12 protein-coding genes are annotated in these 14655 nt (G+C 54.8%); 3 read left to right on the top strand and 9 right to left on the bottom strand.

From position 1 onward, the window contains the following. Positions 1 to 169: 169 nt before the first annotated feature. On the top strand, positions 170 to 1858 hold the full coding sequence (gene ybaL / locus K6K13_RS05740; RefSeq protein ID WP_222159914.1) for a YbaL family putative K(+) efflux transporter: 1689 nt from the start codon (positions 170 to 172) through the stop codon (positions 1856 to 1858). Positions 1859 to 1910: 52 nt separating this feature from the next. Here ybaL and hemH read toward each other — a convergent pair whose 3' ends face one another. The 8 genes from hemH to K6K13_RS05700 form a co-directional block, all read right to left on the bottom strand. Then, positions 1911 to 2873 carry a ferrochelatase gene (hemH, locus tag K6K13_RS05735; protein ID WP_222159913.1) on the bottom strand — a complete coding sequence of 321 codons (963 nt, stop codon included), beginning with the start codon at positions 2871 to 2873 and terminating at the stop codon, positions 1911 to 1913. A gap of 228 nt (positions 2874 to 3101) precedes the next feature. Further along, complete coding sequence (gene adk / locus K6K13_RS05730; protein WP_222159912.1) at positions 3102 to 3746, bottom strand: adenylate kinase; 645 nt, start codon at positions 3744 to 3746, stop codon at positions 3102 to 3104. Positions 3747 to 3906: 160 nt separating this feature from the next. Continuing rightward, complete coding sequence (htpG, locus tag K6K13_RS05725) at positions 3907 to 5796, bottom strand: molecular chaperone HtpG (RefSeq protein ID WP_222160982.1); 1890 nt, start codon at positions 5794 to 5796, stop codon at positions 3907 to 3909. 207 nt (positions 5797 to 6003) lie between these two features. Further along, positions 6004 to 6609, bottom strand: coding sequence for a recombination mediator RecR (gene recR / locus K6K13_RS05720; RefSeq protein ID WP_222159911.1), 606 nt, complete (start codon positions 6607 to 6609; stop codon positions 6004 to 6006). Beyond that, on the bottom strand, positions 6609 to 6938 hold the full coding sequence (locus K6K13_RS05715) for a YbaB/EbfC family nucleoid-associated protein (RefSeq protein ID WP_222159910.1): 330 nt from the start codon (positions 6936 to 6938) through the stop codon (positions 6609 to 6611). The genes recR and K6K13_RS05715 overlap by 1 nt, the downstream gene beginning before the upstream one ends. 39 nt (positions 6939 to 6977) lie before the next feature. Next, the gene (gene dnaX, locus K6K13_RS05710) at positions 6978 to 8954 is read right to left on the bottom strand and encodes a DNA polymerase III subunit gamma/tau (RefSeq protein WP_222159909.1); all 1977 of its coding nucleotides are present in this window, start codon (positions 8952 to 8954) and stop codon (positions 6978 to 6980) included. 112 nt (positions 8955 to 9066) lie between these two features. Beyond that, positions 9067 to 9618, bottom strand: coding sequence for an adenine phosphoribosyltransferase (gene apt / locus K6K13_RS05705; RefSeq protein WP_222160981.1), 552 nt, complete (start codon positions 9616 to 9618; stop codon positions 9067 to 9069). A gap of 157 nt (positions 9619 to 9775) precedes the next feature. After that, positions 9776 to 10144: a DUF454 family protein gene (locus K6K13_RS05700; RefSeq protein ID WP_222160980.1), complete on the bottom strand. Its 369-nt coding sequence runs from the start codon at positions 10142 to 10144 to the stop codon at positions 9776 to 9778. A 163-nt stretch (positions 10145 to 10307) separates the two neighbouring features. Here K6K13_RS05700 and priC point away from each other — a divergent pair, with 163 nt between their 5' ends. Next, positions 10308 to 10847 carry a primosomal replication protein PriC gene (priC, locus tag K6K13_RS05695; RefSeq protein WP_222159908.1) on the top strand — a complete coding sequence of 180 codons (540 nt, stop codon included), beginning with the start codon at positions 10308 to 10310 and terminating at the stop codon, positions 10845 to 10847. A 22-nt stretch (positions 10848 to 10869) separates the two neighbouring features. Further along, entirely contained in the window at positions 10870 to 11061 is a 192-nt protein-coding gene (rsmS, locus tag K6K13_RS05690) for a pleiotropic regulatory protein RsmS (protein WP_222159907.1), read from the top strand. 159 nt (positions 11062 to 11220) lie between these two features. Here rsmS and mscK read toward each other — a convergent pair whose 3' ends face one another. After that, the gene (gene mscK / locus K6K13_RS05685; protein WP_222159906.1) at positions 11221 to 14577 is read right to left on the bottom strand and encodes a mechanosensitive channel MscK; all 3357 of its coding nucleotides are present in this window, start codon (positions 14575 to 14577) and stop codon (positions 11221 to 11223) included. Positions 14578 to 14655 lie beyond the last annotated feature (78 nt).

The following is a 14655-nucleotide window of genomic DNA, read 5'->3' as shown; positions in this document are numbered from 1 at the left end:
AATCTGACGAAAGCATCATGAAATCTATATTAGACTTAGATTCAATGAATAAACGAAGATTTTTACTAGAATACCCTCATTTTCCCAAGCAGGATTTCTTCAAATGAAATAGAATTTGTTCAAGAAGTCTGCTCATGAACGTTTTTCAACAATGGCAAAAGGAGTCGGGATGCATGCAACCACACCACTAATATCCACCATTGCCGTAGGGCTGGTCCTCGCGTTCTTGCTGGGGATTCTGGCCAATCGACTACGCATTTCCCCTTTAGTCGGCTATCTGGTCGCCGGGGTTCTGGTGGGGCCGTTTACCCCGGGTTTCGTCGCGGATACCGCGTTAGCACCTGAATTGGCTGAACTTGGGGTTATTCTGCTGATGTTTGGTGTCGGCCTGCATTTCTCACTGAAAGACCTGATGGCGGTGAAATCCATCGCTATTCCCGGCGCCATTGCACAAATTGCCGTTGCCACGTTGCTGGGTATGGGCCTTTCCTCTCTGCTCGGCTGGAGCCTGGCGAGCGGGTTGGTGTTTGGGCTTTGTTTATCCACCGCCAGTACCGTGGTACTGCTGCGCGCGTTGGAAGAACGGCAACTGATTGACAGCCAGCGAGGACAAATCGCTATTGGTTGGCTGATCGTGGAAGATTTAGCGATGGTGCTGACGCTGGTATTGCTGCCTGCGTTCCGTGACATGATAGGCGCGGAGCATGCCGATACCGGTAAGCTGATTCGTGATCTGGCATGGACTATCGGCAAGGTCGTTGCCTTTATCACACTGATGATTGTGGTCGGTCGCCGCCTGGTGCCCTGGGTGCTGGCAAAAAGCGCCGCAACCGGCTCACGGGAGCTGTTTACCCTCGCCGTGTTGGCGATGGCACTTGGTATCGCTTTCGGCGCTGTGAAGCTGTTTGATGTCTCATTCGCGCTGGGCGCCTTCTTTGCCGGTGTGGTGCTGAACGAATCAGAACTCAGTCAACGCGCCGCCCACGATACGCTGCCGCTGCGTGACGCCTTCGCCGTACTGTTTTTTGTTTCGGTGGGCATGCTGTTCGATCCGATGATTCTGGTGAATGAGCCGATGGCCGTCATCATTACGCTGGCCATTATCGTGTTCGGTAAATCGGCTGCCGCGTTTATGTTGGTTCGCCTGTTTGGCCACTCCAAGCGTACCGCGCTGACCATCTCGACCAGTCTGGCGCAGATTGGCGAGTTCGCCTTTATCCTGGCAGGCCTGGGCGTTGTGCTCGGTCTCTTGTCTGAACAGGGGCGCAATCTGGTGCTGGCAGGGGCGATTCTGTCGATTATGATCAACCCATTGCTCTTTACGCTGCTGGAACGCTATCTGGAGAAAACAGAGACCATTGATGAGCAGATCGTGGAAGAGGCCATCGAAGAAGAGAAGCAGATCCCGGTTGATATGTGTAATCACGCGCTATTGGTCGGTTATGGCCGCGTTGGCAGCCTGATCGGGGCCAAACTGCATCAGGAGGGTATTCCTGTTGTGGTTATCGAGAATTCGCGTGCACGGGTAGATGCTCTGCGCGAACAAGGCATCAAGGCCGTGTTGGGGAATGCCACTAAAGTAGAAATCATGGAGTTGGCGCGGTTGGATTGCGCCCGCTGGCTGCTGTTGACCATTCCTAACGGCTACGAGGCAGGAGAAATCGTTGCGGCAGCGCGTGAAAAACGCCCGGACCTGGAGATCATTGCGCGCGCACATTATGACGATGAAGTCAGCTATATCACCGAACACGGCGCCAATCAGGTGGTGATGGGTGAACGCGAAATCGCCAACAGCATGATTACCCTGCTACAGCTTGAGCAGGTAAAAGCGGAAGACCTCAAAGAGTGCCCGATTTGATAGCGATGCGCAGCGGTAGTCCCGCTGCGCCTTTTTATCTGTGCTGTTTTAACTATTCGTCACGAATCAACGCTTCAAACACATCAATGTGCCGCGCATCGTCATTTAGCGCCGGAATATAAGCAAACCGTTCACCGCCAGCATGCAGGAAAATCTCCCGGTTCTGTTCCTGAATCTCTTCCAACGTTTCCAGACAATCGGCAGCAAACCCAGGACAAATAACCTGAATGTGTTTGATCCCCTGCGCGGGTAATCCCTTTAACGTTTCATCCGTATAGGGAGTGAGCCAGGGTTCACGGCCAAAACGTGATTGAAAGGTCATTTGCACCTGTTCCGGTGCCAACCCCAACGCAGCGATCAGCGCCTGTGCCGTTGCCTGACAGCGCAGGGGATAGTCATCCCCCTCTGTAGCATAACGCACCGGAATGCCATGGAACGATATCACTAAGCGGTCCGGCACGCCGTGCCGGGCAAATGATGCCTCGACACGCTGCTTTAGCGCATCGATATAGACCGGGTGCGTTGCATAATCGCGGATAAAACGGATACCGGGCAACTGGCGGCGCGTGCGCAGTGCGTCGGCCAGCCCATCCCATACCGCCCCCGTGGTGGAGCAAGAATATTGTGGGTAGAGAGGCAGCACCACCAGTTGAGTGACGCCTTGCGACAACAGGCTATCTAACGCTGACGGCAAGCTCGGCGAACCATAGCTCATGCCTAGCGCCACCGGAATATCGTCGCCTAAACGGGCGGAGAGCGCGCATTCCTGACGTCGACTGAATGCCAACAACGGAGAACCGTCAACCGTCCAGATGGACTGATACAGTTTGGCGACACGGGGAGAACGAAAAGGCAGGATCACGCCATTTAACAGCGGCCACCAGAGCCAGCGCGGCGTATCCACCACGCGTTTATCACTAAGAAACTGAGCCAGATAGCGTTTCACCGCCTGCGGCGTCGGGGCTTCGGGCGTCCCCAGATTCACCATCAGTACGCCCACTTTTTGTTGACTCATCGTCTGCCCTCATAAAAAGGCTGCTCGCCGTACACATGTGGTACACCGGGAAGCGGTTATCGTTACCAGCGCTGAGTGTAGCGAAAATGTTGCCCGGACGGGATAGGAAAAGCGATGTTATTACCGATACTTGCCATTGAAGTCGCGAATGGCAGACGATAATGCGGGAAGCAGGCAAAAAAAACCGGCACACAGGGTACCGGCATTTTCACGCGACGCGGCGATAGGTTAACCCAGAATGGATTCCAACTCAGCGCGCACTTCTGCTACCTGACGGGTTCCGTCTACTTTGTGGTAGCGGGTATTACCAGCTTTGGCATCTTTCTGGTAGTAATCCACCAGCGGCGCAGTTTGCTGATGATATTCCACCAGACGTTTACGCACGGTATCTTCATGATCGTCTTTACGGATGGTCAATTCTTCACCCGTAACATCGTCTTTACCTTCAACCTTTGGCGGGTTGTACTTCACATGGTACACACGGCCTGATGCCGCATGCACGCGACGGCCAATGATACGATCGACAATCAGTTCGTCAGGCACGGCGAACTCAATAACGTTATCAACCTGAATATCAGCGTCTTTCATGGCATCCGCTTGCAGAATGGTGCGAGGAAAGCCATCCAGTAGGAAACCGTTACGGCAATCATCCTGGGCGATACGCTCTTTCACCAGGGCAATAACCAATTCATCCGTGACCAGTTTGCCTGCGTCCATGATTTCTTTGGCCTGTTTGCCCAGTTCGGTCCCGGCTTTCACCGCCGCACGCAACATATCACCCGTGGAAATTTGCGGAATGCCATACTTTTCCATAATGAATTGTGCTTGAGTGCCTTTGCCTGCGCCCGGAGCGCCCAGCAGAATAATACGCATTGCGTAAATCCCCTTGCTATGTAGATTTTTTAAAATAAATTTGAAAACGCTCAACCATACCATTCCAGAGGCTTATCCTCAAGGAACGGGCTCGCTTCAGCGTGTCGCAAAGCGAAAAAAAACCCGGTTAAAAACCGGGTTTTCGGGAAAGTGTGAGCCGTTATGCACTCAGCAGTTGATTCATACGACGGATAAACTGATTAGGATCTTCCAGCGTGCCGCGTTCAGCCAGCAGCGCCTGCTCCAGCAGCAGTTCCACCCACTCGCCAAACTGTGCATCATCACCCGTGTCTGCGGCACGTTTCACCAACGCATGCTCCGGGTTGAGTTCAAAAATATATTTCACTTCCGGCGCATTCTGCCCAGCGGCGGCAAACAGCTTCGCCATCTGCGTGCTCATGTCATTGGCATCGGTGGTTACGATGGCAGGGGTATCGGTCAGGCGATGCGTCAGGCGCACCTCTTTGACGCGCTCACCCAGCAGCGTTTTCACACGCTCAACAAACGGTTCCAGGGATTTTTCCGCCTCTTTGCGCGCGTCGTCATCACTGGCATCATCCGCCAGCTTATCCAGCGCTTCATCCGCTTTGCTAACGGACTGGAAGGACTTGCCGTCAAACTCGGTCAGGTAGCTCATCATCCACTCATCGACGCGGTCAGAAAGCAGCAGTACTTCGATGCCTTTCTTGCGGAACAACTCCAGATGCGGGCTGCTCTTCGCCGCAGCATAACTGTCGGCAGTGATGTAGTAAATTTTCTCCTGCCCGTCGACCATGCGGCTGACATACTCTTCCAGCGATACCGTCGGAGCAGCGCTGTCGCCATGGGTGGAAGCAAAGCGCAGCAGTTTGGCAATGGCTTCGCGATTGCCACCGTCTTCCGCTGGCCCCTCTTTCAACACCAGGCCAAACTGTAGCCAGAAGGTTTGGTATTTTTCGGCGTCGTCTTTTGCCAGTTTTTCCAGCATCTGCAACACACGTTTGGTCAGCGCATTGCGCAGATTCTGCGTAACACGGCTGTCTTGCAGGATTTCACGGGAGACATTGAGCGGCAGATCGTTGGAATCTATCAAGCCACGCACAAAGCGCAGGTAGTTCGGCATGAACTGCTCGGCGTCATCCATGATAAACACGCGCTGAACATAGAGTTTCAGGCCATGTTTATGATCGCGGTTCCACATGTCCCACGGTGCCTGAGAAGGGATGTAGAGCAGGCTGGTGTATTCCTGTTTCCCTTCCACACGGTTGTGGCTCCAGCTCAGCGGATCGCTGAAATCGTGGGCAATATGCTTGTAGAATTCTTTGTATTCTTCTTCGGTCACATCCGCCTTGTTACGCGTCCACAGCGCCTGCGCCTTGTTAACCTTCTCCCAGGTGACCGTCGGCTCGCCACCCTCTTCTTCGCTCGGCGTATGGGTTTCAATTTCCACTGGCAGCGCGATGTGATCGGAGTATTTACCAATAATGGAACGCACGCGCCACTCATCGAGGAACTCATCTTCCCCTTCGCGCAGGTGCAGGGTTATCTCGGTACCGCGATCGGCCTTGACCACATCTGCCACGGTGTATTCACCTTCGCCCGCCGATTCCCAGAACACACCTTCTTCTGCCGCTGCGCCCGCCGCACGGGTACGCACCGTCACTTTATCCGCAACGATAAACGCCGAGTAGAAGCCCACACCGAATTGACCGATGAGTTGGCTGTCTTTGGCCTGATCGGAGCCGATAGACTCTAAAAACGCTTTGGTACCCGATTTGGCAATGGTGCCCAGATTATCGATAACTTCATCGCGGCCCATCCCGATACCGTTGTCAGCGATGGTCAGGGTACGTTGCTCTTTATTGGTGGAAACGCGCACACGCAGCTCTCCATCCCCTTCATAGAGCGCTGGCGAAGATAAGGCGCGAAAACGTAACTTGTCTGCCGCATCAGAGGCGTTGGAGATCAATTCACGCAGGAAAATTTCTTTATTGGAATACAGTGAATGGATCATCAAGTGCAGCAATTGCTTCACTTCAGATTGAAAACCGCGCGTTTCTTGGCCCTTCATGCTCATTGTCACTTACCTCAATCCTAATAGTTAGTCAGGCTGATAATGTTCAATCCCTGTAGCGGGTATGGGAATGGTGCCGGTATTTCCGGCCAGTAGGCAAAAGGTGGGGATAAGAGGAAGGATTTTCAAGAGCAAAAAACAATTTATCCCCAGCGCGGCGTCAGATGAAGACGACACCGCACCGGAGAAAATGCTGCACAGCCGCTACAAGCGGATGGGATGACGCCCCGCCAGCGAATGGGAAAGCGTGGTGCCATCCACCATTTCAAGCTCTCCACCGACCGGCACGCCGTGCGCAATGCGGCTCGCCACTACGCCGTGCTGGGCACACAGCTCAGCAATGTAGTTGGCAGTCGCATCCCCTTCCACCGTCGGATTGGTGGCAAGAATCACTTCTGTCAGGTTTTCCTGCCCTAAGCGCTGTTCCAGCAGATCGAGCCCGATATCATCCGGCCCAATGCCATCCAGCGGTGACAGGTGTCCCATCAACACAAAGTAACGTCCAGCAAACTGTCCAGTCTGCTCAATGGCATGGATATCTGCGGGGCTTTCTACCACGCAGATCTGGCCCGTTTGCTGCCGACGTGGATTGGCACAGATCGCGCAATGTTCCTGCTCGGTAAAGGTGCGGCAATCCACACAGTGGCCGATTTCGGACATGGCGCGCGTCAGTGCCTGCGCCAAACGCATACCGCCGCTGCGATCGCGTTGCAGCAGTTGAAACGCCATGCGCTGTGCTGATTTCGGACCCACGCCCGGCAAGCAGCGCAGTGCCTCCATCAATGACTCAAGGAGCGGACTGGTTTGCATCAGAACGGCATCTTGAAGCCCGGCGGCAACTGCATGCCGCTGGACACTGACGCCATTTTCTCTTTCTGGGTTTCGTCGATGCGGCGCGCTGCATCATTGAACGCCGCGGCGATCAAGTCTTCCAGCATCTCTTTATAATCTTCCAGCAGGCTGGGATCGATTTCGACACGGCGGCAGTTGTGTGCACCGTTAATGGTCACTTTGACCAGGCCTGCGCCTGATTCACCCGTTACTTCCAGGCTGGCAATCTCTTCCTGCATTTTCTGCATTTTGTCTTGCATCTGCTGAGCCTGTTTCATCAGATTGCCCAAACCACCTTTACCAAACATATGCTTCTCTCTATTGCATGGCTGCAAGAATTGCAGCGGTTAAACGGGGCGGATACTCTCTTCGTCCAGTTCCGCATCAAAGAAACGCCGCAGCGTTTGAATCGTTTTGTCGGCCGTCAGAGACTCGCGCGCTTGCGCCAGTTTCTCTTCATAAATCGTCTGACGCCACTCCAGCGGTGTTAACGTACTGGGGTCGTCATCTTCTACCACCACCAGGGTGATGGGTTTTCCATAATGCGCTGCCAATGCATCCAGCAACGTTTTTTGTGCCGACGGTGAATTCAGGTGGCGCTGCGATGAGCGTAAATGCAGCGTCACCGTGCCGTCATCCGTGTCGACCTTGAATGCGTTAAGCGCCAATTGCTGAACCAGCTTCGGTAGCGGTAAACGCTGCACCTCTGCCGCCCAGGCATCGCGCGCTTGCGCTTCTTCCGTCAATTTAGCCGCTAACGCCGGCGTTTTCTCGTATTCCAGCACCGTGCGCAACGCTTTTGGCGTGGCGATGGTTTCGGTCACGATGGTTTGCTGTTGCTGCGCGCGCCAGCGGTACGCCTCAGGTTTTTTCTGTGCCTCGCCGTTATTGTCAGCCGCCTGACGCTGCTGACTGCGTTCCGTCACCGAGGCAAGACGTTCCAACGCCGATACCGCCGTGCCCGGCCGTGCGCCTTCCTGCGCCGCCGGTTCAGGCTTTTTTGGCGGCGGCGTACCCTGCCGTTGCAATAACTGGCTACGCGCCTGTAACAGTTGCGAAGTCGCATCCGGTAGCGGCGCGGCGGGAGCAACAGCCACCTCCGGCGTGGCTACCGGCGATGACGGTGCTGCCGCAGGGGATGGCGGTGCACTGGGCGCAACGGTCTGACGCGCAGGCGCAATCTGCGCTGGTGGTGCGCTCATTGCCACTGGCACGGGTGCTACGGGTGCAATCACCGCCTGCGGGTGAAACGCCAAGGCTCTTAGCAGCGTCATTTCAACGCCCATACGCCGGTCTGGCGCATAGGATAATTCTTTTCGTCCCACCAACAACGTCTGATAGTAGAGCTGCACGTCGGCAGGCGGTACGGTACGCGCCAGGGAGCGCAAGCGCGAGGCAATGGGGGAATCTTCCGGTCCGAGCGCCGTGGGCAGCAACTGTACCATCGCGATACGATGCAATAGCGTAAGCATCTCAACCAACAGCGCTTCCCACTCAACGCCACGCGACGCCGCCTGCTGAAGCAACACCATGGTCTGCTCACCGTTGGCATTGACGATAGCTTCAATCAGCGCCAGCGGTTGTTCAGCATCCAACGTGCCCAGCATGCGTGCGACCGCGTCGGTCAATACCGCTCCCTGCCCCATGGCAATCGCCTGATCGGTCAGGCTCAGCGCATCGCGCAGGCTGCCTTCTGCCGCACGCGCCAGCAGTTGCAGGGCGCGCGGTTCAGTCGCAATCGCTTCGGCTTGCAGCACCTGCTCAAGGTGCTGACGAATTTGCTCCACATCCAGCGCTTTGAGATGAAATTGCAGGCAACGAGAAAGAATGGTGACCGGCAACTTCTGGGGATCGGTGGTCGCCAGCAGGAATTTAACGTGCTCGGGGGGCTCTTCCAGCGTTTTTAACAGCGCATTGAAGCTGTGGCGGGACAGCATGTGCACTTCATCGATCAGGTAGACTTTGAACCGACCGCGCGCAGGGGCATATTGCACGTTATCCAGCAGTTCGCGGGTGTCTTCTACCTTGGTGCGCGAAGCGGCATCAATCTCGATCAGGTCAACAAAACGCCCTTGTTCAATTTCTCGGCAATTCGCACACTGCCCACAGGGCGTGGCGGTAATCCCGCTCTCGCAGTTCAGTCCTTTCGCCAACAGGCGAGCGATACTGGTTTTTCCCACGCCACGCGTGCCGGAAAACAGATAGGCGTGATGAACCCGCCCCATCGAGAGACCATTGGCCAATGCGGTCAGCACATGTTCTTGACCGACAACATCAGCGAAAGATTGAGGACGCCACTTACGGGCCAGTACCTGATAGCTCATCAATACCGCAACGGTTGTGTGATTGAGGAGGCCATGCTAACACAGCCTCGCCGGACACGGCGAGACTGTTTATGAGGATAGCCAACAGATTTACAGCGGAAAAAAGGCAGGATCAATGGCCCGGGAAATTCACCAGACTGTAGCAGTTGATACCGAGGTTATTCAAACGCTGCTCGCCGCCCAGATCGAACAGATTAATGATAAATGCCGCATCGGTGACGTCTCCGCCCAAACGGCGAATCAGCTTAACCGTGGCTTCAATGGTGCCACCGGTGGCCAGCAGATCGTCGATCACCAATACTTTGTCGCCCGCGTTGATGGCGTCAGTGTGAATTTCCAGGCTGTCAGTGCCGTACTCCAATTCATAGCTTTCTGAAATTGTCGGACGTGGCAGCTTGCCAGGTTTACGCACCGGCACAAAATCCACGCCCAACGCCAGTGCCACCGGGGCACCGAACAGAAAACCGCGCGCTTCCGTGCCTACCACTTTGGTTACGCCAGTGTCACGAAAACGGTTTGCCAGCATCTCAATACTGGTTGCATACGCAACGGGCGCTTCCAGCAGGCTCGTGACATCACGGAACAAGATCCCCGGTTTGGGATAATCGGGAATGCTTTTAATGCTGTTTTTGATTAATTCTGACTGCTGTGCGGTTACGCTCATCATCTTTTGCCTGATAGTACGCTTTAAAAATCTTACCCATGACCGCTGCTGCTCCTTGCCTCTCATCGATACTGAGAGATAACCGGAGGCGAACGGCACACGAAAACGCTCAAATCTAGTCAAACTGACGATCAAATGCAACAGCCCACGGTGGGTTTTATTGTCGCGGATCAACAACCGGCAGACGCAGCATAAAGGTGAGCAAGACCGCCATTATCGTTAGCAGCAGCACTCTGACCCATACCATATCCACCAGCCACAGCGAAATGGCGAACGTCAGCACGATCATTATCACCGCTTTGCCTTTCGCCCCCGGCGGCAACGCCCGATGATCCTGCCAGTGACGCAAATAGGGACCAAACCAGGAACGGTAGAGCAACCAGGCATGAAAACGCGGTGAGGAACGGGCAAAGCACCATGCAGCCAGCAGCAGGAAAGGGGTCGTCGGCAACAGCGGCAACACAACGCCTAACGTCGCCAACGCAACCGCTAACCATCCCAATACCACCAACCCGATACGATACATCACTGCTTATCCTCTTCACGTTACGCCCTGGCACTCTAGCATCCCGCCCTTTCCTGACGTTAGTTAAGATGCGATCATCTTTCTCTCCCACAAGCAAAAGGCTTGTGCCTGCTGACAATCCTGTGCAAGCTTGGTTTTATCATTTCATTATGTGGGTCAATCTGTGAACCGCCACCACTTTCTTCAGGCGTTGGAACATCAACTGGTCCTGTTGGCTCAGGCGGTCGCTCCGCTGGCAGACAGGCCGTTGGCCTATTCCCGTTTTGACAGGCAGCTGTTTCAATCACATGGCACGCGTTTGCGCGATTATCTGAGTGAAGTTGAGCAAAATTTTCAGTCCTTGCGCCATCTGGTAGCAGAAAACCGTACCGAACGCGTCGCGTTCATGACGGAAAAACTGGTCGCGCAGATCGGCGCGTTACAGCGGGAACTCTCCACACAAGCGTTACGTCGTCAGGAAGAGAAGACGCCGATCGCGATTGCCAGCGATCTGTATCAAAAGCTGGCAGAACACCAGGACTATGAACGACGGCTGAATCTGATGATTCAGGACCGGGAAAGCCAACTCGACAGAGCAACAACGCTGAACGCGCAGCAACAATTGCAACGTGAGGTCGCCGCGCTAGAAGGCCGCTTGGCGCGCTGTCGTCAGGCGCTGGCGCGTTTAGAGCGTCAGGTGGAAAGGCGTGAGCAAGGGCTGTAACCACAATCAAAGGACCTAACGCATGTCGCTGGAAAACGCCCCGCCAGAGGTAAAGCTGGCAGTAGACCTGATTATGCTGCTGGAAGAGAGCGATATCGCGCCTAATGTGGTGCTGGATGCGCTAGAGATTGTGCGACGTGACTATGAATCCAAATCATATGCGGCAACCGGGTCTGTGCCTGCCCAGCCGCCGAGCGATCCTCAGATAAAGTAGCGCAAAGACAGGGGCCACGGGGCGAAGGCGATTGAACGCCCCGTGTCGGGCGCGTGCGATGTACGGTGCAAATAACCGCGTAGGCCAACGCGCACGAAATGTTCACTGCACCAACAAAAAGGCTTGGCCTTATGCGAGTGGGAATCCCCCCTTAAACGCTTATGCGGGTTCACCTACCCCGTTACCGCCCAACGCGCGGTTTATCTCCTGCACTTCACTGCCCTGTTTGTTATGCAGGTAGACTTCAAGCTGATTAAACGCGATATCAATATTATTTTCCCGACACAGCCTGTCGATACTGCGGTTTAACTCATCCACCGTATAGCTGCGATCGCGCAGTTCCCGCACATAGAGCCGCAGTTCGTGATCCAGAGAGCTGGCACCAAATGCCAGGAAAAATACCTGCGGTTCAGGATCGGTCATCACGCGGCTGTTCTCATGTGCCGCCTGCAACAACACCGCTTTCACCTTGTCCAGATCGGAGCCGTAGGCCACGCCAATTTTAATCAGCACGCGCGTGATGGTGTCCGACAGCGACCAGTTGATCAATCGCTCGGTCACAAAAGCCTTATTGGGAATAATCACTTCTTTGCGATCGAAATCCGTAATGGTGGTGGCGCGGATACGAATTTTACTGACCGAACCGGAATAGGTGCCAATGGTGATGGTATCGCCAATGCGTACCGGGCGTTCGAACAGGATGATCAGGCCGGAAATAAAGTTGGCGAAAATCTCCTGCAAGCCGAACCCTAACCCCACCAACAACGCCGTGACCAGCCACTGTAACTTGTCCCATGACACCCCGATCGAACTGAGCGACGTCGTGGTGCCTACCGCCATGATCAGGTAGCTCAGCATGGTAGTAATGGCGTAAGAGGTCCCCTGGCGCAATTGCAAACGCGACAACACCAGCACCTCCAGCAAGCCCGGCAAGTTGCGCATTAACACATAGGCCACCACCGCGACGATGATCGACAGCATCAGATTGCCCAGCGTCACTGCCTGCAACACGGCATTGCCTGCCACGGTGGCGTTGTAATGCCACAGCGTAATGCTGTCGAGGTAGGACATCACCGTCACCAAATCGGACCAAATCCAGTAGAGCACGCCGGAAAAAATAAGCAACAGCACCATGGTGGTCAACCGCAACGATTGCTGACCAATCTGATCCAGCGCCAACGGCGGCTCTGGTGCTGGTTCGCTGCCCTCTGCGCCTTCTTTATTCAGGTTCTGACGTCGCGCCACTGCACGACGGTATGCCAATCGACGTGCCGCCACGCTCAAACCGCGAATCGTGGTGAGATAGACCAGGTTCCACACCAGCAACAAATACAGGCTTTCCACCCAGCGCCCCAGCAATCGCAGCGTGGTGTAGAAGTAGCCGCACACCATCAAGCCCAGCAGCACCAACGGCAGGATCGCCATCACGGTAATCACAATCAGCCGGATCGTGTGCGTCTCTTTTTCCCGCCAACTGTCACGACAGAGCGGGAATACCAGAATGCCTAACAGAATCAGGTTACAGAAAATCACAATCTGCCCGATCACGTCATCCACCAGATAGAGCGGCGCTTTCTCACCGATAACCGACCAGAAGATCAACGGTAGCAGCGCTCCGCCCAGCCACAGCGCCTGACGGCGGTAGTGGGCTGCCAGTGAAACGCTGAAATTGAAGTGCCGCTCACCGATACCGCCGGGTTTCATCGCCCGATAGAGCAAACCAAACACCAACCACAGCAGCGCAAACTGCTGGCTCATGCCCCACACGGCATCCCCGACGGCGTTTTCGGCATAGTGAAAGCACAGACCGAACGCGAGGATCAGCATAATCCCCGGCAGCACCATCACGGTTTCCAATAACAATGCCTGCGGCGTATGGCGCTGCGAATCCCGTTTTAGCTGTCCGACATCATTCGACAAGCGCTCGATATACCCGGCAATAAGACGCCGCCGCCAATAGATAATCCCGCTCACCAGCAGCATCGGTACAATAAAGAGTAGCGCCCCCTGACGCCAGTCATCCCACTGGAAAGCCAGATTGGAATGACGTACTTGCTGTTTCAATCCCCCGGGCAACTCTTTCAGCCAGGTCCAATCCATCGGTTTATTACTGCTGACCCAGAAAATCTGCTGCGTCAGCGTATGCTGCAATGACGCCGTGACGCTGACCAACTGTTGGCGGTTGATTTGCAGGTTAATGGCCAGCATCAGTTGGTTGCCCAGTTGCTTATTCAGCTGATCGAGCAGCTCACGTCGCGTATCAAGGATCTGGTCCAGCGCATCGTGCACTTCATCATCCAGCGTAACACCCTTGTTGGCCGCCAGCAGTTTGCTGATGTATTCGTCACCACGAAACAGCACATCACGCTGCTGATTGATCTCAAACTGCTCCAGACGCAGATCGGCAATTTGCGTGCTCATGTCGTTCATGGAGGAGGCAGAAGGCAGGTTAAGCTGCTGCTGATACAAGATGCGCGACAGCAGCAAACTGCCCTTGAGCACGGTAACCTGCTCTTTGAGGTTACGTTCGGATTGCAGGGTGCGATCGAGCCAGTTTTTCACCTGAATGCTTTCCTGCACCAGAGTATTGCTCGACTGTGTCGCCGTAACCAGGCGCTGGCTGAGTTGGTGGTTGGTTTCCATCTCCGCCTTCACCAAGGGGTTGTCCTGAATGCGCTGCGTGTCTTCCGTGGTTTGTGCCTCTTTGGCAGTTTTCTCCGACAGCGTTAATCGCTTGCCGTTGAGCACCCCTTGCAACGCCTGCACCATTTTCTCTAACTGGTTAATCTGGGCAGAGGCATAGTCACGCTGTTTCTGTAGTAAATCTTGCAGCGTGGTGTTCACTTCCAGGCTTTTACGCTGTTGCTCCATCTGCAAGCCCACCAAGGCCTGATCGGTTTGCAGCAGCGCTTGCTGGCTGGCACGCAGCGCACTCTGCCCTGCCTCCACGCCGTTAAGCTGGTTGCGAATCTGCTGACTGCGTTGCGACAGCGCTGTTAATGCGCTTTGAACACGTTCCGGCTGGGTTTGCAAAGAGATCAACTGGCTGTTGTAGGCAGAGAGGTTTTCCTGCGCCGACTGCAAATTATCCAGCGATTCATTGAGGCGGGTTTCCAATTGACGTAGCGAGAGCGTTTCGAGCGACGCCGTGGCAACATCGTTGTTGCTTAACGCCGCCAGATCGTCGGCCACCTGACGCAGTTTGGCGGGCGCTTGCGCCGCCTGCTGCTTTAGCTGCGCCGTCTCCTGACGTACCCGATCAATGGCATCCAGAGACTCAAGCGTGTGGGTGAGATCCTGCTGCGTCAGTTTATCGACTTCTGTCAGATTTTTCTGTTTGCCAAGCGCGTCCAGTCGCCCCTGAATCTCACTGCGCGTGGGAATATCATTACTGGTCGCAGCCTGTGCAACAGTAGAAAATCCAATGGAAAATAGCACTAAAAGGGCAACGCAGCGGGAAACAATCGATAGAATACGCGGGAAATCAAGGGCGCGAGAAAGGGACTTGCAGTACATGATACGTCGTCAGGCATAAAAAGAATGGCGAAGAATATCACGGTTCTGCACGCTAACGCACGGCGCAAACCTGACGAA

Source organism: Symbiopectobacterium purcellii, from assembly GCF_019797845.1.
In the GTDB taxonomy this organism is placed as follows: domain Bacteria; phylum Pseudomonadota; class Gammaproteobacteria; order Enterobacterales; family Enterobacteriaceae; genus Symbiopectobacterium; species Symbiopectobacterium purcellii.
Note: the sequence above shows the minus strand (reverse complement) of the source record. Positions and strands in the feature narration are given on the sequence as shown.

Bases quoted from the DNA above. Each gene is read 5' to 3' on its own strand.
- K6K13_RS05700 (WP_222160980.1), bottom strand. From the start codon at position 10,144: ATGTATCGTATCGGGTTGGTGGTATTGGGATGGTTAGCGGTTGCGTTG.
- hemH (WP_222159913.1), bottom strand. From the start codon at position 2,873: ATGAGTCAACAAAAAGTGGGCGTACTGATGGTGAATCTGGGGACGCCC.
- rsmS (WP_222159907.1), top strand. From the start codon at position 10,870: ATGTCGCTGGAAAACGCCCCGCCAGAGGTAAAGCTGGCAGTAGACCTG.
- dnaX (WP_222159909.1), bottom strand. From the start codon at position 8,954: ATGAGCTATCAGGTACTGGCCCGTAAGTGGCGTCCTCAATCTTTCGCT.
- mscK (WP_222159906.1), bottom strand. From the start codon at position 14,577: ATGTACTGCAAGTCCCTTTCTCGCGCCCTTGATTTCCCGCGTATTCTA.
- adk (WP_222159912.1), bottom strand. From the start codon at position 3,746: ATGCGTATTATTCTGCTGGGCGCTCCGGGCGCAGGCAAAGGCACTCAA.
- ybaL (WP_222159914.1), top strand. From the start codon at position 170: ATGCATGCAACCACACCACTAATATCCACCATTGCCGTAGGGCTGGTC.
- K6K13_RS05715 (WP_222159910.1), bottom strand. From the start codon at position 6,938: ATGTTTGGTAAAGGTGGTTTGGGCAATCTGATGAAACAGGCTCAGCAG.
- htpG (WP_222160982.1), bottom strand. From the start codon at position 5,796: ATGAAGGGCCAAGAAACGCGCGGTTTTCAATCTGAAGTGAAGCAATTG.
- recR (WP_222159911.1), bottom strand. From the start codon at position 6,609: ATGCAAACCAGTCCGCTCCTTGAGTCATTGATGGAGGCACTGCGCTGC.
- apt (WP_222160981.1), bottom strand. From the start codon at position 9,618: ATGAGCGTAACCGCACAGCAGTCAGAATTAATCAAAAACAGCATTAAA.